The following is a 23799-nucleotide window of genomic DNA, read 5'->3' as shown; positions in this document are numbered from 1 at the left end:
GCCCCATGACTGGTCGAGTGGTTCAAACCGTGCAAGGTTCGCGTTCCGGACCGGTCGAGGGCAATTGATTTTCCATCCGCCGAAGCCGTGCGGGCACCCGGGGGTTCAGGGGCGGGTGGCGCGCTCCAGTTCCAGCAGGGCGGAGTAGTAGCCGCGGCCGGTGGCCCGTTCCATGGCGACCTCGCACATCCGGTTCGCCGAGAGGTGCGCGTCGAACTCCCGCGCCGTCACCTCGGCCGCCTCGCGCGCCGTCGCCGACTCCGTCAGCTCCGGGTGCAGCATCCCGCGGTCGCCCGCGAAGGCGCAGCACCCGGCGTCGTCCGGGACGACCACCTCGTCCGCGCAGGCCCCGGCCACGGCACGCAGTTGCGCCTCGTCGTCCAAGTGGCCCGTCGAGCAGGTGGGATGGAGCACCGCCGAGCCGACCGTCCGCCGGATCTCCAGGTGCGCCAGTAGCTCTTCGGCCGCCCAGACGACGGAGTCGACGATCCGCAGCCCGGCGTGGAGCGCCCGGTTGTCGTCGGTCAGGAAGGGGACCACCTCGTGCGCGATGCCGAGGGTGCAGGAGGAGGCGTCGACCACGAGCGGGAGCCGCCCGCCGGCCGTCCAGCCCCACGCGGCCGCCACGATGCGGTTGGCCATCAAGCGGTTGCCGGCGTCGTACCCCTTGGAGTGCCAGATCGTCGCGCAGCAGGTGCCGGTCACGTCCCCGGGGATCCACACCGGCTTCCCGGCCCGCTCCGACACGGCCACGACGGCTTCCGGCAGGGAGGGGCCGCTCATGCCGTGGGGTCCGCCGAAGATCCGGTTGACGCAGGCCGGGTAGTACACGGCGGCGGCGCCCACGCGCCGGGTCGCGGGCAGCTCGCGGGCCGCGGCGCCGGGGATCTGCGGCAGCCACTGCGGGACCAGGTCCGGTCGTACGGCCCTGCGCGCGACCCCTGTCACGGCCTGGAGCACCCGGTCCCCGACCCTGTCGGTGATCTTGTCGGCGGCGGCCACGGCGAGCCGGGCGGCGGCTTCGACCGTCCGGAACCGCCGGGCGGCCAGCGCGGCGGCGCGCTCCTCGCGCGGGCTGTGCCGACGGTGGCGGAAGTCCCTCATGAGGGCGCCGGTGTCGATGCCGACGGGGCAGGCGAGCTTGCAGGTGGAGTCGCCCGCGCAGGTGTCCACGGCGTCGTAGCCGTAGGCGTCGAGGAGCCCGTCCAGCACGGGGGAGCCGGGCTGCTGGCGCGTCATCTCGCGGCGCAGCACGATCCGCTGGCGCGGAGTGGTCGTCAGGTCCTGGCTGGGGCACGTCGGTTCGCAAAAACCGCACTCGATGCACGGGTCGGCGACCGCCTCCACCCGCGGGATGGTCTTCAGGCCGCGCAGGTGTGCCTGCGGGTCGCGGTCGAGGAGGATCCGCGGGGCGAGCACGAGGTCCGGGTCGATGATCCGCTTGGTGCGCCACATCAGTTCGGTGGCCCGGGGACCCCACTCCAGTTCCAGGAAGGGGGCCATGTTGCGGCCGGTGGAGTGCTCGGCCTTCAGGGAGCCGTCGAAGCGCTCCACGGTGAGCCGGCAGAAGGCTTCCATGAAGGCGGCGTACCGTGCGACGTCGGCGGGCTCGGCGGCGTCGAAGGCGAGCAGGAAGTGCAGGTTGCCGTGGGCGGCGTGGCCGGCGACGGCGGCGTCGAACCCGTGCTCCGCCTGCAGTGCGAGGAGTGCCTCGCAGGCCTCGGCGAGCCGGGACGGGGGGACCGCGAAGTCCTCGGTGATCAGGGTGGTGCCGGGGGCGCGGGCGCCGCCGACGGCCGTGACGAAGGCCTTGCGGGCCTTCCAGAAGCCGGAGATGGTCCTCGGGTCGCGGGTGAAGGCATTGGTCACCGAGGCCACCGGCGCCACCAGGTCCAACCCGGCGACCACGTCGGCGGCGCGCCGCTCGTACTCCGCGCGGCCGGCCTCGTCCGGGGCCCGGAACTCCACCAGGAGGGCGGTGGTCCGCCGGGGCAGCCCGGCCCAGTCGGCGGGAACGCCGGCGACGCTCACCGAGGCGCGCAGGGTGTTGCCGTCCATCAGCTCGACGGCCAGCGCCCCCGCCGCGTTGAAGAGCGGCACGGCGGCGGCCGCGGCGGGCAGCGAGGGGAAGAAGAGGAGCCCGCTCGTCAGCTCGCGGTCCAGCGCCAGGGTGTCGAAGACGACCTCGGAGATGAAGCCGAGCGTGCCCTCGGAGCCGACCATCAGTCCGCGCAGGATCTCCACGGGGGTGTTGCCGTCGAGGTAGGCGTCGAGGCGGTAGCCGGTGGTGTTCTTGATCTCGTACTTGGCCCGGATGCGGGCGGCGAGCTCGGGGTCGGCCTCGATCTCCTTCTTGATCTCCAGGAGGCCGTGGCACAGGGCGGGCTCGGCCCGCGCCAGCTCCTCGTCGGCGAGCGGGTCGGCGGTGTCGACGACGGTCCCGCTCGGCAGCACGAACGTGAGCGAGGACAGGGTGCGGTACGAGTTCCTCGTGGTCCCCGCCGTCATGCCGGAGGCGTTGTTCGCGACGACCCCGCCGAGGGTGCAGGCGATGGCACTGGCCGGGTCGGGGCCGAGCACGCGGCCGTGACGGGCGAGCGCGGCATTGGCGCGCAGGACGGTGGTGCCGGGCCGGATCCTGGCGCGGAGGCCCCCGTCCAGCACTTCGACGCCGGTCCAGTGGCGGCGGACGTCGACCAGGATGTCCTCGCCCTGGGCCTGGCCGTTGAGCGAGGTCCCGGCGGCGCGGAAGACGACCTCGCGCTGCCTGCCGTGGGCGTAGGAGAGGACGGCGGAGACGTCGTCGATGTCCTCGGCGATCACGACGACCTGGGGCACGAACCGGTACGGGGAGGCGTCCGAGGCGTAGCGGACGAGGTCGGAGACCTTCCACAGCACTTTGTCGGCGCCGAGCAGCTCGGCCAGCTCCCGGCGCAGCGGCTCGGGGGTCCCCCCTGCCCGGCGGTCGGGCACCCGGTCGGGGGCGGGACCGCTGGTGCCGCGCGGGCGCAGGGCCCCGGGCTTCGGTTCCAGCAACGGCATGTGCGTCCCCTTCGACGGGCTCGGCCGGGCTCGGACTCGCGCTGACCCGGCGTGCTCACCCGTTCGGCGCAGTGCCCGCCTTCTCGCGGCCGGCCCTGTGCCCGGTCAGCAGCCCGGCTCCGCCGGGGCGTCCGCCAGGGCGTTCAGCAGACCGCCGAGCACCTCGCGCTGATCGGCGGTCAATGGGGCCAGGATCTCCTCCGCGGCGCCGGTCCGCGCGTTGCGCAGCCGGCGCAGCGTGGCGCGGCCGGTGTCGGTGAGCTCGATCCTTATGACGCGCCGGTTCGCGGGGTCGGGCACGCGGCGCACGCAGTCGGCGCCCTCCAGCCCGTCGACCAGCGTGGTCACGGCACGGGGCACGACCTCCAGGCGGGTGGCGAGGTCGGCCATCCGGGGCGGCTGCCCGGCGGAGAGGTGGGCGACCGTCCGCAGCAGGCGGGACTGGGCCGGGGTGATCCCGAGCGGCTCCAGGTGGCGTTTCTGAATGCGGTGGAGGCGCCGCGTCAGGCGCAGCAGCTGCTCGGCCAGGATGCCGTCGGTGCTGTCGGTCTCGGAAGCGGTGCTCATGATGCGGTCCTCATAATGGGAACAGTAGCAGGACCAGATTCATTGTGAGTATAGGTAACAATGAGCTATGCTCATGCGAGTCTCGTCCGCTGTCATGAAGGAGGCCCATGCGCCCGAAAGAACCCGAGTGGACCCCATCGAAGGAATCCCTGGACCCCAGGGGCCCTTCGCCGGCCGAGCGGCCGCGGGAGCTGCGCCGCATCGTCGGCCTCTTCCGGCCCTACCGCGGCCGTCTCGCCGTCGTCGGCCTGCTGGTCGCCGCGTCCTCGCTGGTCGGCGTCGCTTCGCCGTTCCTGCTCAAGGCGATCCTCGACGTCGCGATCCCGCAGGGACGCACCGGGCTGCTCAGCCTGCTCGCCCTCGGCATGATCGTCACCGCCGTCGTCACCAGCGTCTTCGGCGTGCTCCAGACCCTGATATCCACCACGGTCGGCCAGCGGGTCATGCACGACCTGCGCACCGCCGTCTACGCACAGCTCCAGCGGATGCCGCTGGCCTTCTTCACCCGCACGCGCACCGGTGAGGTGCAGTCCCGCATCGCCAACGACATCGGCGGCATGCAGGCCACGGTCACGTCCACGGCCACCTCCCTCGTCTCCAACGCCACGGCTGTCATAGCCTCCGTCGTCGCGATGCTCGCGCTCGACTGGCGGCTCACGATCGTCTCGCTGCTCCTGCTGCCCGTCTTCGTGTGGATCAGCCGCCGGGTCGGCCGCGAGCGCAAGAAGATCACCGCGCAGCGCCAGAAGCAGATGGCCACCATGGCCGCCACGGTGACCGAATCCCTGTCGGTCAGCGGCATCCTGCTCGGCCGCACGATGGGCCGCGCCGACTCGCTCACCAAGTCCTTCGCCGAGGAATCCGAGCAACTCGTCGATCTCGAAGTGCGCTCCAGCATGGCCGGGCGCTGGCGTATGTCCACCATCGGCATCGTCATGGCCGCCATGCCGGCGATCGTCTACTGGGCGGCGGGCGTGGCCCTGCAGACCGGCGCACCCTCCCTCTCCGTCGGCACGCTCGTCGCCTTCGTCTCCTTGCAGCAGGGCCTGTTCCGGCCCGCCGTGAGCCTCCTGTCCACCGGCGTTCAGATACAGACCTCCCTCGCGCTGTTCGCCCGCATCTTCGAGTACCTCGACCTGCCGGTGGACATCACCGAGCGCGAGGAGCCCGTCCGCCTCGACCGCGCGAAGGGAGAGGTCCGGCTCGAGGACGTGCACTTCGAGTACGACGCCAAGAGCGGCCCCACTCTGACGGGCATCGACATCACCGTCCCCGCGGGCGGCTCCCTCGCCGTGGTCGGCCCGACCGGCTCCGGCAAGAGCACGCTGAGCTATCTCGTGCCCCGGCTCTACGACGTCACCGGCGGCCGGGTCGCCCTCGACGGCGTTGACGTGCGCGACCTCGACTTCGACTCGCTGGCCCGCTCCATCGGCGTGGTCAGCCAGGAGACCTACCTCTTCCACGCCTCCGTGGCCGACAACCTGCGCTTCGCCAAGCCGGACGCCACCGACGAGGAGATAGAGGAGGCGGCCCGCGCCGCCCAGATCCACGAGCACATCGCCTCCCTGCCCGACGGGTACGACACCCTGGTGGGCGAGCGCGGATACCGGTTCTCCGGGGGCGAGAAGCAGCGCCTGGCCATCGCGCGCACCATCCTCCGCGACCCGCCGGTGCTGATCCTCGACGAGGCCACCAGTGCCCTGGACACCCGTACGGAGCACGCCGTGCAGCGCGCCATCGACAACCTCTCCCAGGGGCGTACCACCATCACCATCGCCCACCGGCTCTCCACCGTGCGCGACGCCGACCAGATCGTGGTGCTCGACGCGGGCCGGATCGCCGAGCGCGGGACCCATGAGGAGCTGCTGGAGGCCGGCGGCCGGTACGCGGCCCTCGTGCGGCGGGACCGGGAGACGGCGCTCAAGCCGGAACCGGCGCTCGATCCGGAAACCGCGCTCAAGCCGGAACCCGCGCTCGATCCGGAGGCCGCGCTCAGGTCGGAGGGCCTCACATCGGAGGGCCTCGAAGTCGGCGGTCGTACGTCAGGGGGCCTCGAGCCCGAGACGCTGCGCGGGACCGGACCGACCCCGGTGAATGTGTGATCGTATGACCGGCGCACGGGCCGGATGTCAGAAATATGATGCTTCGCGGGTTAGCGTTCCCGTATGCGTCATGAGAACCGGCCGCCGACACCGCGCCGTTCCCGGCTCACCCGCCGGGGCCGGCTGGCGCTCTTCTTCGTCATGCTCCTCGGCCTCGGGGCAGCCGTCCTGATGACCCTGCAGCCGCGCCAGGAAGCGCCCGAGAAACCGCGCCGGTTGCTGATCCCCGAAGGCTGGCGGGCCTCGCAGGTCTACGCCGCCATCGACCGCGAGCTGAAACTCCCGCCCGGCTCCGCCAAGGCGGCCGTCGCGACGGCCGCCCTGCCGCTGCCCGCCGAGGCGAAGGGCAATCCGGAGGGGTACCTCTTCCCGGCCACCTATCCGGTGACCCCCCAGAGCACCCCGGCCGCGCTGCTGACCTACATGGTCGAGACGGCCAACCAGAAGCTCGCCACCAAAGCCGTCTCCGACGGCGGCCGCGCCCACGGGATGACCCCGTACCAGACGGCCACCCTCGCCAGCATCATCGAGGCGGAGGCCGACACCCGCGCCGACATGGGCAAGGTGGCCCGGGTGGTGCACAACCGGCTGGCGAAATCGATGCCGCTCCAGATGGACTCCACCATCAACTACGCGCTGAACCGCACCACGGTGGACACCAAGCTGAGCGAGACGAAGATCGACAGCCCCTTCAACACGTACGAACGCCAGGGCCTTCCGCCCACGCCGATCGACAGCCCCGGCCTGGAGGCCATGACGGCGGCGGTCGCGCCGACGCCCGGCGACTGGCTCTACTTCGTCACCGTCAAGCGAGGGGACACCCGCTTCTCGGCGACGTACGAGGAACACAAACGGCACGTGGCCGAGTTCAACCGCCTCCGGGCGGACGCGGCTGCCCGCAAGACCTAGGGCGACCCGACGCCCGCGCCGACGCCCGCGCCGACGGATGCGCGGACGCCCGACGGAGTGCGGGTGAGGAGGCGGTGGATCTCGCGGACCGCGGCGCCGCCCGCGCGGTTGGCGCCGATGGTCGACGCCGAAGGCCCGTAGCCCACGAGGTGGACCCGCTCGTCGCGGACCGCTCGGGTGCCGTCGAGCCGGATGCCGCCGCCCGGTTCCCGCAGGCGCAGCGGAGCCAGGTGGTCGATGGCCGGGCGGAAGCCGGTGGCCCACAGGATCACGTCCGCGTCCACCCGTCGCCCGTCCGCCCAGGCGGCCCCGGTGGCCGTGAGGCGCTCGAACACGGGCAGCCGCTCGAGCACCCCCGACGCGAGTCCGGCGCGGACGGCCTCGTTCAGCGGCAGCCCGGTGACGCTGACCACGCTCTGCGGGGGCAGCCCCCGCCGTACGCGGTCCTCCACCAGGGCCACCGCCGCGCGGCCCTCGGCCTCGCCGAAGCCTCCGTCGCGGAACGAGGGGGGCCGACGGGTGACCCAGGTGGTCTGCTCCGCGACCTCGGCCAACTCCAGGAGGTGCTGCACCGCCGAGGTGCCACCGCCCACCACGATGATCCGGGCTCCGGAGAACGCGCCCGGCCCGGGGTAGTCCGCCGTGTGCAGCTGGCGGCCCCGAAAGGTCTCCTGTCCTGGGTAGCGCGGCCAGAAGGGCCGGTCCCAGGTCCCCGTGGCGTTGATCAGCGCCCGCGCCGACCAGGTGCCGGACCCGGATTCCACCAGCAGGCGCCCGTCCGCCCCGTCGCGTACGGCCGTGACGTCCACGGGGCGGCGCACGTGCAGGCCGAAGCGGTCCTCGTAGGCGGCGAAATACTCGCTGATCACCTCGGCGGACGGCCGCAGCGGATCGGCTCCGGTGAGCTCCATGCCGGGCAGCGCGTGCATGCCGTGGACCTTGCCGTAGGTGAGCGAGGGCCAGCGGAACTGCCAGGCGCCACCCGGGCGGGAGGTGTGGTCCAGGACCACGTGGGCGATGCCGGCCCGCGCCAGGTGGTGGGCGCTGGACAGACCCGCCTGCCCGGCGCCCACGACCACCACGTCCACGTCCGTCCGTCCGGCCGTCGCTCCGTCCGGCCGCACGTCCGTCCGGCCGTCCGTGGGCGCGCCCTGCTCCGCGAATTCGTTCACGGTTCTACCAACCGGGGGTGGCGGTGAGATCTTCCCCGGTCGACCGGATCACTTCCCGGTGGCGCGGAGCGTCGCCAGGACCGGGCCGACCGGCTGGAGGGTCAGGCCCGGGAGGACCTTCGCGCGGCCGGGGCCGCTGTCCAGGTGGAAGCGCCGGGCCAGGACGGCCAGTACGAGGGCGGCCTCGACGAGGGCGAAGCGGGCACCCAGGCAGGCGCGGGGGCCGCCGCCGAACGGGAACCAGGCGTGCTCCGGCACCGGGTGCGGGGCGTTCGCGTCCCACCGTTCTGGGAGGAACGCCTCCGGCTGCGGGAACCAGCGCTCGTCCCGGTGCATCGACCACGGGCTCGTCCACACCGACAGGCCGGCCGGGACCGGCCGCCCGCCCAGCGTCGCCCCCTCCTTCGCCACCGCGGAGATCAGCCAGATCGGCGGATAGATCCGCAGAGCCTCCTTGACCACCTGCTGGGTCCAGGGGAGCCGTGCGTAGTCCTCGTACGTCGGCAGCCGGTCGCCCAGAACCCGGTCCAGCTCCTCCGTGAGCCGTTCGCGCGCCGCGGGCGCTCCCGACAGCAGCTGCCAGGCCCAGGTCAGGGTCGTCGAGGTGGTCTCGTGACCGCCTATGTAGAGGGTGATCGACTCGTCGCGCAGCTCGGTGCGCGACAGCGGCGCGCCGTTCTCGTCCCGGGCGGCGAGAAGCCGGCTCAGTAGGTCGTCCCGCTCCTCGCCGGCCGCCGAGGCCGCCTCGTGCTCCCGTATGACGTGCTCGATCTCCCGGTCGAGGACGGCCACTGCCCTGCGCATCCGCCGCCGGCCCGGAGTCCGCACCCACGGCGGCAGGAAGAGCGTCAACCCCCGGAACTCGGCGCTCAGTTCCCGCTGTGCGGTGGCCATGGCCGCGCTGATCGGCGCCTCCCGCCCGGCGGCGTCGCTCCCGAACAGGGTGCGCACCGCGATCCGCTGGGTCAGCCCGGCCATCTCCTTGTGCACGTCGACCCGCTCGCCCCCGGTCCAGCCGGAGGCCAGCGCGTCGGCGCACTCCACCATCGTGGCCGCGTACGAGCGCACTTGGCGCGGGCGCACGGACGGCTGGACCAGCGCGCGCTTGCGCCGCCAGTCCTCGCCGGTGGCCACGACCACTCCGTTGCCCAGCAACTGGCGGAAGGCCCAGCCCAGTTCGGTCGGCCTGAAAGTGGACTCGACAGCTTCGAGCAGCTCGCCGGCGTGCTCGGGCAACGAGACCAGCACATTGCGCTGGGGGCCGAGCGCCCAGGGCACCCAGTCGCCGTAGTCGTCGCGCAGGGACTCGAAGAAGGCCAGTGGATCGCGGGCGAAGGCGGGGAGGTTCCCGACCAGGGGCCACCGGCGCGGTCCGCGCTCGGCGCCCGGAGGCAGCTGGGTGGCGGTCACCCCGGCATGGTGACAGCGCCGCCTCCAGGGCGCCAGAGCCTCGAAGGCGCCGGCCACCGGGAACGTCGGCCGCCCGGAACGCCGGCCGCCCGGAACGCCGGCCGCCCGGAACGCCGGCCGCCCGGAACGCCGGCGGCGCCGGAGCGTCAGGGGCGCCGGAGCGCCCCGCGCTCCGCCAGCCAGCCGTACGCCGCGTCCGCGCTGAACGCCTGCTGTCCGGAGCGGAAGAGGAGTCCGGCCGACGCGAAGGCAGGGTCGTCGGCGGTGGCCGCCACATACGGGATCGCCACGCACCGCATGCCCGCCGCGCGGGCGGCCAGCGCGCCGGGCGCCGCGTCCTCGACGACCACGCAGTCGGCGGGTTCCGCGCCCAGGCGCCGCGCCGCCTCCAGGAACACGTCCGGCGCGGGCTTGCCCCGCGCCACCTCCTCGGCGGAGACCACCGTGGTCAGCAGCGCGTTCAGTCCGGTGCCGGCCAGGACCGCGTCGATCGCCTCCAGCGAGGACCCGGAGGCCACCGCCATGGGGACGCCGCCGGCGTGCAGCCGCTCGACGAACTTGCGCATCTCGGGGTAGGCCTCGGTGTGGGTGCGGGCGAGCTCCAGGTAGGCGGCGTTCTGCTCGGCGAGCAGCTGCCCGACCGGCGCCGCGATCCCGTAGGACTCCCGGAGGATCTCCAGCGTCTCCAGGGTGCCGATGCCGATGTACCGGGAGTGCTCCTCCCACGTGAAACTGCGGACGCCGTGCCGCTCCAGGGTGCGGCGCCCGGACTCGTAGTAATTGGGCTCGCTGTCCACGAGGGTGCCGTCGAGATCGAATATGACGGAGATCATCCGAAGTGCCCGTCCTGCCCGTGCCGGTCCTGCGCCTGTTTGGGCCATCCTGTCAGGATGTGCGCGCCGCCCGTCCCACGGATTCGACCAGCGGGAGCAGCCGGTGCGGCACGCGCTCGCGCAGCGCGACCTCGGTCCGGGTGCGGACCACCCCCGGGAGCTGGATCAGCCGCTGGATGACGTCCTCCAGGTGCGCGTTGTCCCGGGCGGCCACCCGCGTCAGCAGGTCCCCGCCCCCGGTGATGGAGAAGGCTTCGATGATCTCCGGAACGGAGGCCAGCGCGTCGCCGACCTCGTCCAGGTGCCCCTGCGTGACCTCGATGTGCACGAAGGCCAGCACCGGGTGCCCCAGAGCGGCGGGGGAGAGGACGGGCCCGGTCCCGGTGATCACTCCGGTGCGCTCCAGCCGGTCGATCCGGGCCTGGAGGGTGCCGCGCGCGACGCCGAGGATCCGGGCGTACTCCCGGACGCTGGTGCGCGGCTGCTCGATCAGCAGGCGCAGGATCCGTGTGTCGAGCTCGTCCACCGCCATGCCGCGACCCTATCAACGGGCAGGTGGACCGCTACGGCGACGCCGAAGAGGGGCCGGCATGGGCCGTCCGGGGGATTTTGCATCCGACGCGGCGCCCTTCGGGGAAGGGGAGGTGCGGGAACGCAATCGGCGCGGGGGCGGGCCACGAGGAGCGGAGAAAGCAATGACGGGCAAGAATTGCCTGGTCACCGGGGCCACCGGCTACATCGGCGGCCGACTGGTGCCGGAGCTCCTCGATGCCGGACACCGCGTGCGCTGCCTGGCACGCTCCCCGGAGAAGCTGCGCGACCACCCCTGGGCCGGACGGGCCGAGGTGGTCCGGGGCGACGTCACCGACCCGGAATCGGTGGCCGCCGCGATGGCCGGCATCGACGTCGCCTACTACCTCGTCCACGCCCTGGGCGCCGGACGGGGCTTCGAGGAACGCGACCGCGCCGCCGCCCGGACCTTCGCTGAGCAGGCCCACACCGCCGGGGTCCGCCGTGTCGTCTACCTCGGCGGCCTCACCCCCGCCGGCATCCCCGGGCGGGCCCTCTCCCCGCACCTGCGCTCCCGCGCCGAAGTCGGCGGGATCTTCCTCGCCGGCCCCGTCCCGGCGACCGTGCTGCGCGCCGCCGTGGTCATCGGATCCGGCTCGGCCTCCTTCGAGATGCTGCGCTACCTGACCGAGCGCCTGCCCGTCATGGTCACCCCCAGCTGGGTCGGCACCCGCTGCCAGCCCATCGCCGTCCGCGACGTGCTGCGCTACCTCGTCGGCAGCGCGGGCATGCCGCCCGACGTCGACCGGGCCTTCGACATCGGCGGGCCCGACGTGGTCACGTACGAGGAGATGATGCGCCGCTACGCCGCCGTCGCCGGGCTGCCCCCGCGCCTCATCCTGCGGGTCCCGATGCTGACGCCGAGACTGTCCAGTCACTGGATCGGCCTCGTCACGCCCGTGCCGAGGGCGCTGGCCCGGCCGCTCGCCGAATCCCTGCGGCACGAGGTGGTCTGCGCGGAGCACGACATCGCGGACCACGTCCCGGACCCTCCGGGTTCCCCCATCGGCCTCGACGAGGCGCTCACGCTGGCACTCCAGCGGATCCGGGAGGCCCGGGTGACGACCCGCTGGTCCTCGGCCGCGCTGCCGGGTGCGCCCAGCGACCCGCTGCCCACCGACCCCGACTGGGCGGGCGGCAGCCTCTACGCCGACGAGCGGGAACGTTCCGTCGAGGCCACGCCCGAAGCGCTGTGGCGGGTGGTCGAGGGCATCGGCGGGGAGAACGGCTGGTACTCCTTCCCCCTGGCCTGGGCCGTACGGGGCTGGTTGGACCGGCTCATCGGCGGAGTCGGGATCCGCCGCGGGCGCCGTGACAAGGACCGGCTGCGCGTGGGGGACTCCCTCGACTTCTGGCGGGTGGAGGAGATCGTGCCCGGCCGGCTGCTGCGCCTGCGCGCGGAGATGCGGCTACCCGGACTGGCCTGGCTCGAGCTCCACGCGGACCCGCCGTCCCCGGGGAGCGAGGGCGTCCGCTACCGGCAGCGGGCCCTGTTCCACCCGCACGGCCTGCTCGGCCACCTGTACTGGTGGAGCGTGTCGCCGTTCCACGCCGTCGTCTTCGGCGGCATGGCCCGCAACATCGCCCGCGCGGCGGAGCGGCTCGCCGACGCGCCGCGCTAGAGCGTCGCCGGGAGCCGTGGAGCCGTGGAGCCGTGGAGCCGTAAAGCCGTGGGCGGCCTCGGGTACCTCCGTTCTCCGTCCTCCCTCCTCCGTCCGTCCGTCCGGCATCGCGAGAAGAGCGGCGACCCGGCGCATCCGGGCCGGGGGTTCTGCGCGAAGCACCACTGACGACCCACCCCACCACCCCCTCCACACGGAGCGAACCCCATGAACGTCGCGGTGGTCCTCTACACCTCCGACCTGCGCCTGCACGACCATCCGCCGATGCGCGCCGCCCTGTCATCCTGCGGGCAGGTGGTCCCGCTCTTCGTGCGCGACCGGGCGGTTGCCGCGCCGCCCAACCGGCTGGCCTTCCTCGCCGACTGCCTGGCCGGCCTGGACGCCGAGCTGCGCGCCCGGGGCGGCCGCCTCGTCGTCCGCTCCGGCGACGCCGTCGCCGAGGCACTCGCCGTCGTACGGGAGACCGACGCCGACGAGGTGCACATGGCCGCCGGTGTCAGCGCGTACGCCCACGCCCGTGAGGAGCGGCTGCGGGCCGCCCTCGAAGCCGACGGCCGGCGGCTCTACGTGCACGACGCCGTGATCACCGTCGTGGCCCCCGGAGAGGTCCTCCCGGCGGGCCGCTCCGACCACTTCGCCGTCTTCACCCCTTACCACCGCCGCTGGGCGGAGCGCCCGCTGCGCGCGGCCGCCCCCGCACCCCGCGCCGTCCCGGTCCCCGACGCCGTCCCTTCGGAGCCGCTGCCCGAGCGCGCCGCCGTCACCGGTACCTCCCCGGGACTCGCCCGCGGCGGCGAGCGCGAGGCGCGCCGCCTGCTGTCCGGCTGGCTGCGCTCCGGCATCTCCCGCTACCCCGAGACCCACGACGACCTGGCCGGCGACGCCACCTCCAGGCTCTCCCCGCACCTTCACTTCGGCACGCTCTCGCCCACCGAGGCCGTCCACCGCGCCCGCGCGGCCGGCGGCCCCGGCGCGGACGCCTTCGTACGGCAGCTGTGCTGGCGCGACTTCCACCACCAGGTGCTCGCCGCCCGGCCCCGGACGGCGAGCTCGGACTACCGCACGCGCCACGACCGCTGGCGCACCGGGGCCGCCGCCGAGGAGGAGATCCAGGCCTGGAAGGACGGTCGCACCGGCTACCCGGTGGTCGACGCGGCCATGCGCCAGCTCCGGCACGAGGGCTGGATGCACAATCGCGGGCGGCTGCTCGCCGCGAGCTTCCTCACCAAGACGCTCTACGTGGACTGGCGGATCGGAGCCCGCCACTTCATGGACCTCCTCGTGGACGGGGACCTGGCCAACAACCAGCTCAACTGGCAATGGGTGGCGGGCACCGGCACCGACACCCGCCCCAACCGGGTCCTCAACCCGGTCCGCCAGGGCTTGCGTTACGACCCCACCGGCGCCTACGTACACCGCTGGGTCCCCGAGCTCGCCGGACTTCCCGCACCGAGCGTGCACGAGCCCTGGCGGTTGGAGGGTCTCGAGCGGGCCCGCTACGACTACCCGGACCCGCTGGTCGAACTCGCCGAGGGACTCGACCGTTTCCGCCGGGGCCGCGATGCCGGAGCGGGCGCCGGATCCGAGGCGGGTGACGCCGGGCCCGGCGCCGGGAACCGCCCCGGCACCGGTGCACGGTGACGGCCCGCGGCCCCGCCCCGCCGTACGGTGGACCGGTGGAGCCCGAACCCCCGCCGTCCCCGCCCGTCGCGCTCGCCACGGGCGCCGTCGCCCGGCGCCTCGGGGTCTCACCGACCACGCTGCGCTCGTGGGAGCGGCGCTACGCCATCGGCCCGGCCCGCCGCGAAGAGGGCCGGCACCGGCGCTGGACCCACGCGGACATCGCCCGCCTGGAGCTCATGTGCCGCCTCACCGCCCAGGGCGTGCCACCGTCCGAAGCGGCCCGGGTCGCCCGGGGCACGGCGGCCGCCGCCCCGGCGGGCCCGCCCGTCGCGGGTGCGACACCGGGCGGGCCCCGGGCGCTGCGCCTGGGGGACGTCCGCCCGGAGTGCCGGGGTCTCGCGCGGGCCGCCGTACGACTGGACGCACCCGCCGTGGAGGACCTGTTGGCCGCCGCCCTCGCGGAGCTGGGCCTGATCACCGCCTGGGAGGAGGTCATCGCGCCGACCCTGCACGCGGTGGGCCGCAAGTGGGCCTCGGCCGGGGAGCGTTACGTCGAGGTGGAGCACCTGCTGTCCTGGTACGTTTCCTCGGCCCTGCACCGGATCCGCCCCGCCCCGCGGCCGTTCGCGTCCCCTCCCGTGCTCCTGGCCTGCGCGCCGGGGGAACAGCACAGCCTGCCGATGGAGGCGTTGGCCGCGGCCCTCGGTGAACTGGCCCTGCCGGTCCGGATGTTCGGCGCGTCCCTGCCTTCGGAAGCCCTGCACGAGGCCGTGCGGCGCACCGGCCCGCGAGCCGTCGTCCTGTGGGCGCAGTCCCGTACGACGGCCGACGCGTCGCTGGCGAGGTCGGTCGCCGGAATCGAATGGGGCCCGCGCGGAGCCCGGGGCCGCTCGGCGCTGCTGCTCGCCGGGCCCGGCTGGGGCGCAGGATCCCCGGCCGGTCCGCCACACCCGCGCGCCGAGCGCCTGTTCGGGCTCAGGTCGGGGCTGGCGGTCATCGAAGGGGTCGCGGCGGGCCGGCCTCCAGCGAACGCCGCAGGACGCGCAGCGCCCGGCGCATATGGCTCTTGACGGTGCCGAGCGGGAGCCCGGTGCGGTCCGCGATCTGCGACTGCGTGAGGTCCGCGTAGAAGGCGAGCCGCAGTACCCGCTGCTGCGCGGACGGGAGCCGGGCCAGTTCTCCGAGCACCAGCACCCGTTCCACGGCCCGCTCCGGCCCCGGTTCCGCTTCGGACCGGGCCTGGGCGCAGACGCGCGCGGCCGCCCTGGCCCGCCGGGTCCGCGCCTCCAGGGCGTCGGCCACCTTGTGCCGGGTGATCCCGGTCAGCCAGGCGCCGAAACCACCCGGCCCCGGCCGGTAGCCGCGGCGCCCCCGCCAGGCGGCGAGGAAGACCTGCTGGGTCACGTCCTCGGCCTCCCGCTCGTCGCCGAGCGAGCGCCGGGCGAGCCCGTGCACCAGTGGCCGCCAGCGCCGGTAGACCGCGGCCACGCAGTCTTCGTCGCCGGCCGCGAAACCGGCGGCGACACGTGTGTCGAGCAGCGCTGCGCCGTCCGGGCCGGCCGCGGCCGCCGCCACGTCGGTCCGTACGCCGGCTCGCGTTCCGGTCCGTGCGCCCGGCAGGCGATCCGTGGAGGTACCGGGCCGTTCGAAGTCCTGGTCGTCCATGTCCCGAGCCTCGCGAGAGTGGCCCGCGCGGCCAACTTGCATCGTTTGCGCATCGTTTTCGCGCACGTCCGCCCCACGTCCGCCTCCCGTCGACGACGGGGGCTGTCGGGGCCCGCTCGTCCGGCGACGGCCCGCCGCAGGGACTAGGGTCCGGAGGGTGAGCGACCTGCTGCTGGTGAGGCACGGAGAGACGGCCTGGAGCGCGACCGGACGGCACACCGGGCGCACCGACGTGCCACTGACCGCGCGCGGGGTCGAGCAGGCCATCTCGCTCGCCCCCTTCTTCCAGGCCCGCCGGCCCGCCCTCGTCCTGACGAGCACGCTGCGCCGGGCCGCGGCCACGGCCGAACTCGCGGGACTGACCGGCGGCGTCAGCGACCCCGACCTCTGCGAGTGGGACTACGGCGGCTACGAGGGCGTCACCACCCCGGAGATCCTGAGGGACCGTCCCGGCTGGTCGCTCTGGACGGACGGCGTACCGCCCGGCGCCCCGGGCCACCCCGGCGAGAACGCCTCCCAGGTCGGCGCCCGCGCGGACCGGGTGCTGGCCCGGGCGGCCGACGTACTGCGCGAGGACCGGGGCAACGTCGTCCTGGTGGCGCACGGCCATTTCCTGAGGGTGCTGACCGCCCGCTACCTCGGCCTGCCGCCCGAGGACGGCCGGCTCTTCCTGCTCCGGACGGGCACCTACAGCGAGCTGTCCACGGAACACGGCCTCCCGGTCGTCGCGGGGTGGAACAGCCGGCCCTGAGCCCCGCTCGCGCCCCGGCCCCGTCTGCGTGAGGATGCGTACATGGCCCACCAAGGCGCGGGCGGCGGCCCGGGGAGCGGACGACCCGGCCCCTCGGAGCCCCCGGACCCGGAACCTTCACCGAGACAGCCGCCGCAACAGCGACCGCCGGGGCGGACGGCCGCCGACACGGAGGCGGACGCGGGTCTGAAAGCCGACGCGATCGGATTCCTCGACGCGCTCGTCATCGGTTTGAACTCGACGTCGCCCGCCTACTCCCTGGCCGCGGTCATCGGGCCGATCGTCGCGCTCGTCGGCATCTACGCGCCGGGAGTCATGCTGGCGTCCTTCGTTCCGATGCTGCTGATCGCCGCCGCCTTCTACTACCTGAACAAGGTGGACCAGGACTGCGGGACCACCTTCTCCTGGGTCACGCGCGCCATGGGCCCCTGGGCCGGCTGGCTCGGCGGCTGGGCCATCGCGATGACCGGTGTCCTCGTCATCGGCTCGCTGGCGGACGTCGCCGTCCACTTCGGACTGCTCGCCGCCGGTCTCGACGGCTGGGCGGCCAACGAGGCGATCCGCCAGGGCCTGGCCGTCGTCGTGATCCTGGTGATGACCGCCATCTGCGTCATCGGCACCGAGATGTCGGCGCGGCTCCAGGACGTGCTGATCCTCGCCCAGGTGTTCTTCCTGCTGGTCTTCGCCGTCGTCGCCCTCTACCGCGTCTACGCCGGCACCAGCAGCCTCGACGGGACCAGACCCTCGGTCGAGTGGCTCAACCCCTTCGGAGCCGGCGGAGCCGCCCTCACCGGCGGCCTGCTGCTCGGCGTCTTCATCTACTGGGGCTGGGAATCGGCGGTCAACCTCACCGAGGAGGTCGAGGACTCCGCCACCGCGCCGGGCAAGGCCGGCATCTGGTCCACCGTGGTGCTCCTGGTGACGTACCTGTCCGTGGGCTTCGCGGTCGTCGCCTACGCGGGGACCGCGTTCCTCGCCCAGCACGCCGGCGACGAGGAGGCCGTCTTCGCCGTCCTCGCGCACGAGGTCATGGGCGGGTGGGACTGGGTGGTCCTGCTCGCAGTCTGCACGTCCGCCCTCGCCTCCACCCAGACCACGATCATCCCCGCGTCCCGCACGGCCCTGTCGATGGCCCGCCGGCACGCGCTGCCGCCGCACCTCTCGCACATCCACCCCAGGTTCCGGACCCCGGACGTGAGCACCTGGTGGGTGGCGGCCATCGCCATCGGCTGGTACCTCGCGGTCAACCGGATCAGCGAGAACGCGCTCCTGGACTCCCTCACCGCCCTCTCCCTGCTCATCTCCTTCTACTACGCGCTCACCGGCCTGGCCTGCGCCGTCTACTACCGCCGCCACCTGCTGGAGAGCGTGCACAACTTCCTGCTGATCGGGCTCGGGCCGGTTCTCGGCGCCGCCCTGCTGGCCTGGCTGCTGGTGCAGTCGGTCTCCGACATGTCGGACCCGCGGAACTCGGCGAGCGGTGTCTCCTGGCTCGGCCTCGGACCGCCGCTGGTCATCGGGATCGGGATCGCCGTCGTGGGCGTACTCGTCATGTGCTTCTGGCGGGTCCGGGACGGCCGCTTCTGGCAGGAGAGGCGCGGCGTCGCCGACCCGGACCTCGTCCACGCGATCAAGAAGCCCTGACCCCGAGAGGAGCCCCGATGTCCGTGGTCCTCGGCTACGACGAGTCGCCCGGCGCGGAGCGCGCCCTGAGCGTGGCGTTGGAGGTGGCCGGCGCCTTCGGGGAGCCGCTCGTGCTCGTCTACGGCGCGGCCGCGCCGGGCTCCACCGGTGAGGAGTCCCGCGCCCACCGCGAGGCCGTCCGCGAGGCCGGCCGCAGCGCGCTCTCACGTGCGGTCGAGGCCGCCGACGAGGCGGGAGTTCCGTCCACGGTCGAGGTGGTCGACGAGAAGCCGGCCCAGGCGCTCCTCGACGCCGCCGAACGGCACCGGGCCCGGGTGATCATCGTCGGCAGCTGGGGCGACAGCCCGATCCGCGGCGCCCTCCTGGGTTCCACCCCGCACAAGCTCCTGCACCTCTCCCCGGTCCCGGTCCTGTGCGTCCCGACCGAGCAGGGCCCGAGATCCTAGGCCCCGGCCCGCCGGGCGGCCGGAACCGACGACGCCGCCGACTGGTCCAGTGGCGCCCAATGGCCGCGAGGGCGCGCACCTCACTGCACCAATGGCTCACTCCGGGAGCCCGGAGTTGAGCCAGTAGGCCTTCCGATGGTTATCTGTGTCTTATCCATGTATCTACGGCGCCACGCAGCGCCGGACGGCAACGAGGCCGCTCCGGACCGGGGCGCCTTCGCCGTGCCCTTCGCCGCCCACCACCCCCGGGCCGAGGACGGACCGGCGGGCTCCATCGCAAGGGGGGCGGCACACCGCCGTGAAGAGGATGTTCGTGGCTCCGGATCCGGGGCGGGCAAGACTCAGGAACTCGTCGAGGGCCGTCATCGGCATCGCTCTGGCCGTGGCACTGGCCGAGCTCTGCGGGCTCTCGCTCGTCGCGTCGATCACCGGCGGACTGGCCGCCCTGCTGGCCCTCTTCACGGTGACCGACGCGACCGTGCGCGCCCAGCGGGTGACCACCGCCCTGCTCCCGGCCGCAGGCTTCCCCGTCCTGGCCCTGGCCACCACCCTGCACGGTGTGCCCATGGCCCGCGACGCGGCCTTCGTGGCCGTCGTGTTCGCCGGCGTCTACGCCCGGCGCTGGGGAGCGCGGGGGCACGCGCTGGGCATCTTCGCCTTCATGAACTTCTTCATCACGCAGTTCCTCCACGCCCGGCCCGCACAACTGCCGGAGCTGTACGCGGCGGTCGGACTGGCGCTGCTCTCCGCCGGCGCGGTGCGGTTCGTGCTGTGGCCGCTCGAGAAGCGCGTCCCGCCCGCCGCCGTGCCCCCCGCTCCGCCCGGTACGGGACTGGCCCGGCCGACCACCCGGCAGGCCTTCCAGGCCACCGCGGCCTGCGCCTTCGCGCTGGCCATCGGCCAGGTGCTGTCGGAGGACCGCTGGTACTGGGCGGTCGGCACCGCCTGGTGGATCTTCGTCAACACGGCGTCGCGCGGCGAGACGCTGGTCCGCGGTTTCCGCCGGGTCCTCGGCACGGTGATCGGGATCGGGGCGGGCCTCCTGGTGGCGATCCCGCTGCACGGGGCACCGGCGCCCACGGCGGTGCTCGTGGCCGTCTGCGTCTTCGCGATCTTCTACACCGCCCCGGTCTCCTACAGCTGGATGATGCTGGCGGTGACGGTGATGGCGGGCCTGCTGTACGGACTGCTGGGGGTGCTCGATCCCGGCCTCCTCGTGCTGCGCCTGGAGGAGACGGCCGTCGGCGCCGTGTGTGCCGCGCTCGCCGTGGTCCTCGTCCTCCCGGTCACCACCCACGCGACGAACGACTTGTGGATCCAGCGCGCGCTGCGGTGCGTGCGCACCTGCACGGCGGAGGCCGCCGCGCGGCTGGCCGGTTCCCCGGTCGCCGACCCCGCGCCGCACGCCGCGCAGCTGGAGCTGTACCTGGGGCGCGTACGGCTCTCGCTGGCCCCGCTGGTCCATCCGCTCAGCCCCTACCGCGGCCGCAAGGCCCGGGCCCGCCGCGTGCTCGCGCTGCTCGACGAATGCGCCGTCGAGGTGCGCGGGCTGGTTGCGGTGGCAGCGGACCCGGACGCCAGCCACGACGCCCGGCTCGCGGCGGCCTGCTGGCGGGTCGAGGCGGCCGTCGAGGCGCTGCTCTCGCCCGACGCGGAAGGCGGGGGGCAGGACCGTGCGACGGCGGCCGTCGTAGAGGGGCGGCCCGCGGGCGAGCCCGCGCTGGCGCATCTGCACGGCCTGGAGCGACTCCTCGCCCAGCTCGACGGGCCCCTGCGCACCGCGTCGGACTCCCCGCTGGTGGGTGCCTGACCGCTCGTGGGTCCCTGACCGAGAGGCGCGGCGGATCCCAGGACGTGGACCCTCGGCCGGGAGGGGGAGCTCGGGCGGATGCTACGCGCCGTCGCGGGCCGCCCGCAGTCATACGGATGAAGATCACACGGAGGAGTGTTCCTCGCACGCCTGACGCACGGCGCTGAACCGCGGCATGTACAACGGGTGCTTGTTCATTGCACATTCATCCGGCTCGCACAGGGTGGATCTGGTCGGACAGGGGGTCATCGCCCGGAATGGAAATACTTCAACAGCGCTCCACCACCGCTCAGGTGTGGGAAGCCGCCGAGCATTTCATCCGACTGTTCCACAGGGAGAATCCGGGCGCCGGCGATCCGCGCGAGCGGCTCGCCGCCGTGCGGGCCGAGCTCGTCGCGACGGGCACCTACCGGCACACTCCCGAGGAACTCGTGCACGGCGCCCGCGTGGCCTGGCGCAACAGCAACCGCTGCATAGGCAGGCTGTACTGGAACTCGCTGCGCGTCCGCGACCGCCGCGGGCTCACGGACGCGGACGAGATCGCCGCAGAGTGCTTCGAGCACCTGCGGGAGGCCACCAACGGCGGCCGCGTCCGGCCGACGATCACGGTCTTCGCCCCCGACACCCCCGACCGTCCCGGCCCGGTGATCTGGAACGAGCAGCTGGTCCGGTACGCGGGCTACGGCGACCACCACTCCGTAACCGTCGGCGACGCCCGCAACGCCCCGCTCACCGGCGCGCTCCTCGCCCTCGGCTGGTCCCGGGGCGCCGGCACCCCCTTCGACCTCCTCCCGCTGGTCGTCCAGGGGGTCGACGACAAGCCCCGCTGGTTCGACGTACCCGAGGACGCCGTGCTGGAGGTGCCCATCGAGCACCCCGACGGCGCGGACGGCGGCGACGGCTGGACGGACTGGGGCCTGCGGTGGCACGCGGTACCCGCGATCTCCAACATGTGTCTGGAGATCGGCGGCATCCACTACCCGGCGGCCCCCTTCAACGGCTGGTACATGGGCACCGAGATCGGCGCCCGCAACCTCGGCGACACCGACCGCTACAACCTCCTGCCGGCCGTCGCCCGCCGGCTGGGCCTCCACACCGCCAGCGACCGTTCGCTGTGGAAGGACCGCGCGCTCGTCGAGCTCAACCGCGCGGTGCTGCACTCCTTCGACCGGGCCGGGGTCACCATCGCCGACCACCACACCGAGTCCAGGCGGTTCTTGACCCACCTGGAGAAGGAGGAGGGGAAGGGGCGCGACGTGGGTGCGGACTGGTCCTGGATCGTGCCGCCGATCTCCGGTTCGGCCACCCCCGTCTTCCACCGGACCTTCGAGGACCGGCCGAGCGCGACCGCGTACGTCCACCATCCCGGAGCACAGGAACGCGCCCAAGGGCGAGACATGGTCTAGACCTTCTGTTACGGTCGCTCCCGACGGATCCGGAACGGCTGAGAGGTGCCTCACGTGGGCGACGCGAACAGTGGTGCGGGCGGTACGGACCGTACGTCCGGCGGCGGCGAACTCCGGGCCTGGATCGGCTCGTTCACCTCGGGGGGCGGCCGCGGTGTCACCGCCGCGACCGTGGATCCGGCCACCGGGGCGCTGACCCCGCTCTCGGTCACGGCCACCGTCGCGGATCCCTCGTACCTCGCCCACGACCCGGGCACCGGTGTGCTCTACGCCGTGAGCGAGACCGAGGACGGCGCCGTGGGCGCCTTCCGGACCAGCGCCGCGGGGCTCACCGCCCTCGGCCCCTCCGTCCGCGTCGGCGGCGCCGGGCCCACCCACCTCAGCGTGGCCGGGCGCCGGCTGCTGACCGCCAACTACACCTCCGGCAGCGTCAGCAGCCTCCCGCTCACCGCCGACGGCGCCTTCGGGGGGCCCGCGTCCGTGCTCGCCCACGCCGGCTCCGGACCCGTCGCCCGTCGGCAGGAGGGCCCGCACGCCCACCAGGTCCTGCCCGACCCCACCGGCCGCTGGGTGCTCAGCGTCGACCTCGGCACCGACTCGGTACGGGTCTGCGCGCTCGACCCGGACGTGGGGGCCCCGCGCCTGCACACCGAGACCGCGCTGCGCGCCGGCACCGGCCCCCGGCACCTCGCCTTCCACCCCCGGGGCGCGGTGGTCTACGTACTGCACGAGCTGGAGCCGCAGCTGACCGTCTGCCGCTGGGACGCGGCGTCGGGCGAACTCCGACCGGTCGCGGAGGTTCCGGTCGCCTCCACGGGCGCTCCAGGGGCCGCGGTGGCCTACCCCTCGGCGATCGTGGCGTCGCCCGACGGCCGCTTCGTGTGGGCGGCCGTCCGCGGCACGGACACCATCGCCACGTTCTCCCTCGCCGGCGGCCCCGAGGAGCCGGAGTTCACGGGCGAGGTGCCGTGCGGGGGCAACTGGCCGCGCGACCTCGCCGTCGACCCTTCGGGCCGGCGGCTCTACGCGGCCAACGAGCGCTCCGGCGACGTCACCTGGTTCGACGTGGACCTGCTGACCGGGCTGCCGCGCCGGGCCGGATCGGTGGCCGTGCCCGCCGCCACCTGTGTGGTCTTCGGCTGACACCCGCGTCCCGCACCCGCGTACGAGTCGGCCCGCGCCCCGGAACTCGGGGGGGGCGGCCCGACTCGCATCGAGGCATGAGCGGGTGGGTGTCAGTGGGCGGCGGCGCCCTGCGGGATCCCGAGGGCCGCGGAGTACTGGGTGACGGCGAGCTTGCCGAGCGCCGAGTACGCGCCGAGCACCTCGGCGGCGCCGCAACCGGCCTCCTTGCACGCGGTGTCGAGGAGCCCCTCGGCGGCCTCCGGGCCGATCAGGTAGGGGGCCAGCGCGAGCTGGGTGGAACCCTCGCGGCGCAGCTGGTCGGCCGTGGCGGCCACCGAGCCCTCCTCGTCCAGCGCGGCGGCCATGACCGGCACCGCGAGCCGTGCGGCCAGCAGCATGCCGGTGATCCCGGCGGCCCTGACGGCCTCCTCGCCGCCCGTGGTGGCCAGGATGATGCCGTCGGCGGCCGTGGTCACGCTGAAGAGCCTGGCCCGGTCGGCGCGGGCGAGCCCGGCCTCGGAGAGCCGTACGTGCAGCCCCTCGGCGAGCAGCGGGTGCGGGCCGAGCGCGTCGGCCAGCTCGGCGGCGGCCGAGGAGTCCATCAGGGCCTGGCGCATGCGGCGCAGCAGGTCCGCGTCGGGGCCGGCCAGCAGGGGCACAACCACCGCGTCGGGGCCGGTCGGCGCGGGCACCTCGTGCCCGGCGGCGCGGGCGAACTCCGCGCGCGCGGCACGGTCCTGCGCGACGGCGGTCAGCACGCCCGACAGGGACGGGAATTCGGTGGCGTCGTCGCCGTCGAGGAAGCCGACGCGGGCGTCCAGGCCGGGCAGCTCGGAGCGGCCGATGCTGATGATCTCTTCCGCGAGCCCCAGTGAGGAGGCCGAAGGGGCACCGGGCACGGCGAGCACCAGCGCGGGCGCGCCCTCGGGCGCCACCGCGGGCTCGGGCCGGCGGTGCCGCCCGGTCTGGCGGGGTCGCGGCATTCGTACGGGCAGGCCATTTGCGGGCCCAGTGGGGGAGCTCATGGCGCCGCATGCTACTGGCTTATCGGAACAAGGTGTTCGGGCAGGGCCTTATCGGGTGGCATCTGTCCGTATTTATC

At 73.9% G+C, this 23799-nt stretch carries 19 protein-coding genes; 11 read left to right on the top strand and 8 right to left on the bottom strand.

Annotation, left to right across the window (positions count from 1 at the left end):
- Positions 1-105 precede the first annotated feature (105 nt).
- Together ACFWBY_RS18965 and ACFWBY_RS18960 are read right to left on the bottom strand one after the other, a co-directional pair.
- Positions 106-3042 (bottom strand): FAD-binding and (Fe-S)-binding domain-containing protein, encoded by a 2937-nt coding sequence (locus ACFWBY_RS18965; protein ID WP_385339652.1) that lies wholly within the window; start codon positions 3040-3042, stop codon positions 106-108.
- A gap of 105 nt (positions 3043-3147) precedes the next feature.
- A complete protein-coding gene (locus tag ACFWBY_RS18960; protein WP_385339649.1) occupies positions 3148-3609 on the bottom strand; it encodes a MarR family winged helix-turn-helix transcriptional regulator in 462 nt (153 codons plus the stop codon).
- Between the two features lie 107 nt (positions 3610-3716).
- On the opposite strand from ACFWBY_RS18960, the gene ACFWBY_RS18955 reads away from it, so the two are divergent.
- Both ACFWBY_RS18955 and mltG read left to right on the top strand, forming a co-directional pair.
- Positions 3717-5711, top strand: coding sequence for an ABC transporter ATP-binding protein (locus ACFWBY_RS18955; protein ID WP_385339646.1), 1995 nt, complete (start codon positions 3717-3719; stop codon positions 5709-5711).
- 63 nt (positions 5712-5774) lie between these two features.
- Positions 5775-6620, top strand: coding sequence for an endolytic transglycosylase MltG (gene mltG / locus ACFWBY_RS18950; RefSeq protein ID WP_385339643.1), 846 nt, complete (start codon positions 5775-5777; stop codon positions 6618-6620).
- Here mltG and ACFWBY_RS18945 read toward each other — a convergent pair.
- The 4 genes from ACFWBY_RS18945 to ACFWBY_RS18930 all read right to left on the bottom strand — a co-directional run bounded on the left by ACFWBY_RS18945 (position 6617) and on the right by ACFWBY_RS18930 (position 10567).
- Positions 6617-7708, bottom strand: a complete 1092-nt coding sequence (locus tag ACFWBY_RS18945; protein ID WP_385339732.1) for an NAD(P)-binding domain-containing protein — start codon at positions 7706-7708, stop codon at positions 6617-6619. The two genes, mltG and ACFWBY_RS18945, sit on opposite strands and share 4 nt — an antisense overlap.
- A gap of 132 nt (positions 7709-7840) precedes the next feature.
- Positions 7841-9202, bottom strand: coding sequence for a cytochrome P450 (locus tag ACFWBY_RS18940; protein ID WP_385339640.1), 1362 nt, complete (start codon positions 9200-9202; stop codon positions 7841-7843).
- Between the two features lie 146 nt (positions 9203-9348).
- A complete protein-coding gene (locus tag ACFWBY_RS18935; protein WP_385339637.1) occupies positions 9349-10035 on the bottom strand; it encodes an HAD family hydrolase in 687 nt (228 codons plus the stop codon).
- A gap of 52 nt (positions 10036-10087) precedes the next feature.
- Positions 10088-10567, bottom strand: a complete 480-nt coding sequence (locus ACFWBY_RS18930; RefSeq protein ID WP_385339635.1) for an Lrp/AsnC family transcriptional regulator — start codon at positions 10565-10567, stop codon at positions 10088-10090.
- Between the two features lie 163 nt (positions 10568-10730).
- Here ACFWBY_RS18930 and ACFWBY_RS18925 point away from each other — a divergent pair, with 163 nt between their 5' ends.
- The 3 genes from ACFWBY_RS18925 (at position 10731) to ACFWBY_RS18915 (ending at position 14920) form a co-directional block, all read left to right on the top strand.
- Positions 10731-12227, top strand: a complete 1497-nt coding sequence (locus ACFWBY_RS18925; RefSeq protein WP_385339632.1) for an SDR family oxidoreductase — start codon at positions 10731-10733, stop codon at positions 12225-12227.
- A 207-nt stretch (positions 12228-12434) separates the two neighbouring features.
- Entirely contained in the window at positions 12435-13868 is a 1434-nt protein-coding gene (locus ACFWBY_RS18920) for a cryptochrome/photolyase family protein (RefSeq protein ID WP_385339629.1), read from the top strand.
- A gap of 35 nt (positions 13869-13903) precedes the next feature.
- Positions 13904-14920 carry a MerR family transcriptional regulator gene (locus tag ACFWBY_RS18915; RefSeq protein WP_385339627.1) on the top strand — a complete coding sequence of 339 codons (1017 nt, stop codon included), beginning with the start codon at positions 13904-13906 and terminating at the stop codon, positions 14918-14920.
- Here the strand turns inward: ACFWBY_RS18915 and ACFWBY_RS18910 are convergent.
- Entirely contained in the window at positions 14844-15515 is a 672-nt protein-coding gene (locus tag ACFWBY_RS18910) for an RNA polymerase sigma factor (RefSeq protein WP_385339624.1), read from the bottom strand. The genes ACFWBY_RS18915 and ACFWBY_RS18910 overlap by 77 nt on opposite strands.
- Positions 15516-15672: 157 nt before the next feature.
- On the opposite strand from ACFWBY_RS18910, the gene ACFWBY_RS18905 reads away from it, so the two are divergent.
- The 6 genes from ACFWBY_RS18905 to ACFWBY_RS18880 all read left to right on the top strand — a co-directional run bounded on the left by ACFWBY_RS18905 (position 15673) and on the right by ACFWBY_RS18880 (position 22715).
- Positions 15673-16266 carry a histidine phosphatase family protein gene (locus ACFWBY_RS18905; protein WP_385339621.1) on the top strand — a complete coding sequence of 198 codons (594 nt, stop codon included), beginning with the start codon at positions 15673-15675 and terminating at the stop codon, positions 16264-16266.
- Between the two features lie 42 nt (positions 16267-16308).
- Positions 16309-17910, top strand: a complete 1602-nt coding sequence (locus ACFWBY_RS18900) for an APC family permease (protein WP_385339618.1) — start codon at positions 16309-16311, stop codon at positions 17908-17910.
- A 17-nt stretch (positions 17911-17927) separates the two neighbouring features.
- Positions 17928-18356, top strand: a complete 429-nt coding sequence (locus ACFWBY_RS18895) for a universal stress protein (protein WP_385339615.1) — start codon at positions 17928-17930, stop codon at positions 18354-18356.
- Positions 18357-18663: 307 nt separating this feature from the next.
- A complete protein-coding gene (locus ACFWBY_RS18890; RefSeq protein WP_385339729.1) occupies positions 18664-20166 on the top strand; it encodes an FUSC family protein in 1503 nt (500 codons plus the stop codon).
- 257 nt (positions 20167-20423) lie between these two features.
- On the top strand, positions 20424-21572 hold the full coding sequence (locus ACFWBY_RS18885; RefSeq protein ID WP_385339612.1) for a nitric oxide synthase oxygenase: 1149 nt from the start codon (positions 20424-20426) through the stop codon (positions 21570-21572).
- Between the two features lie 54 nt (positions 21573-21626).
- Positions 21627-22715 carry a lactonase family protein gene (locus tag ACFWBY_RS18880; protein ID WP_385339609.1) on the top strand — a complete coding sequence of 363 codons (1089 nt, stop codon included), beginning with the start codon at positions 21627-21629 and terminating at the stop codon, positions 22713-22715.
- Between the two features lie 92 nt (positions 22716-22807).
- Here the strand turns inward: ACFWBY_RS18880 and ACFWBY_RS18875 are convergent, their stop codons facing one another.
- Positions 22808-23722 (bottom strand): hypothetical protein, encoded by a 915-nt coding sequence (locus ACFWBY_RS18875; protein WP_385336859.1) that lies wholly within the window; start codon positions 23720-23722, stop codon positions 22808-22810.
- Positions 23723-23799 lie beyond the last annotated feature (77 nt).

This window comes from Streptomyces sp. NPDC060049 (genome assembly GCF_042736715.1).
GTDB lineage: Bacteria > Actinomycetota > Actinomycetes > Streptomycetales > Streptomycetaceae > Streptomyces.
The sequence above is the reverse complement of the archived record's forward strand: the minus strand, read 5'-3'. Positions and strand labels throughout refer to the sequence as shown.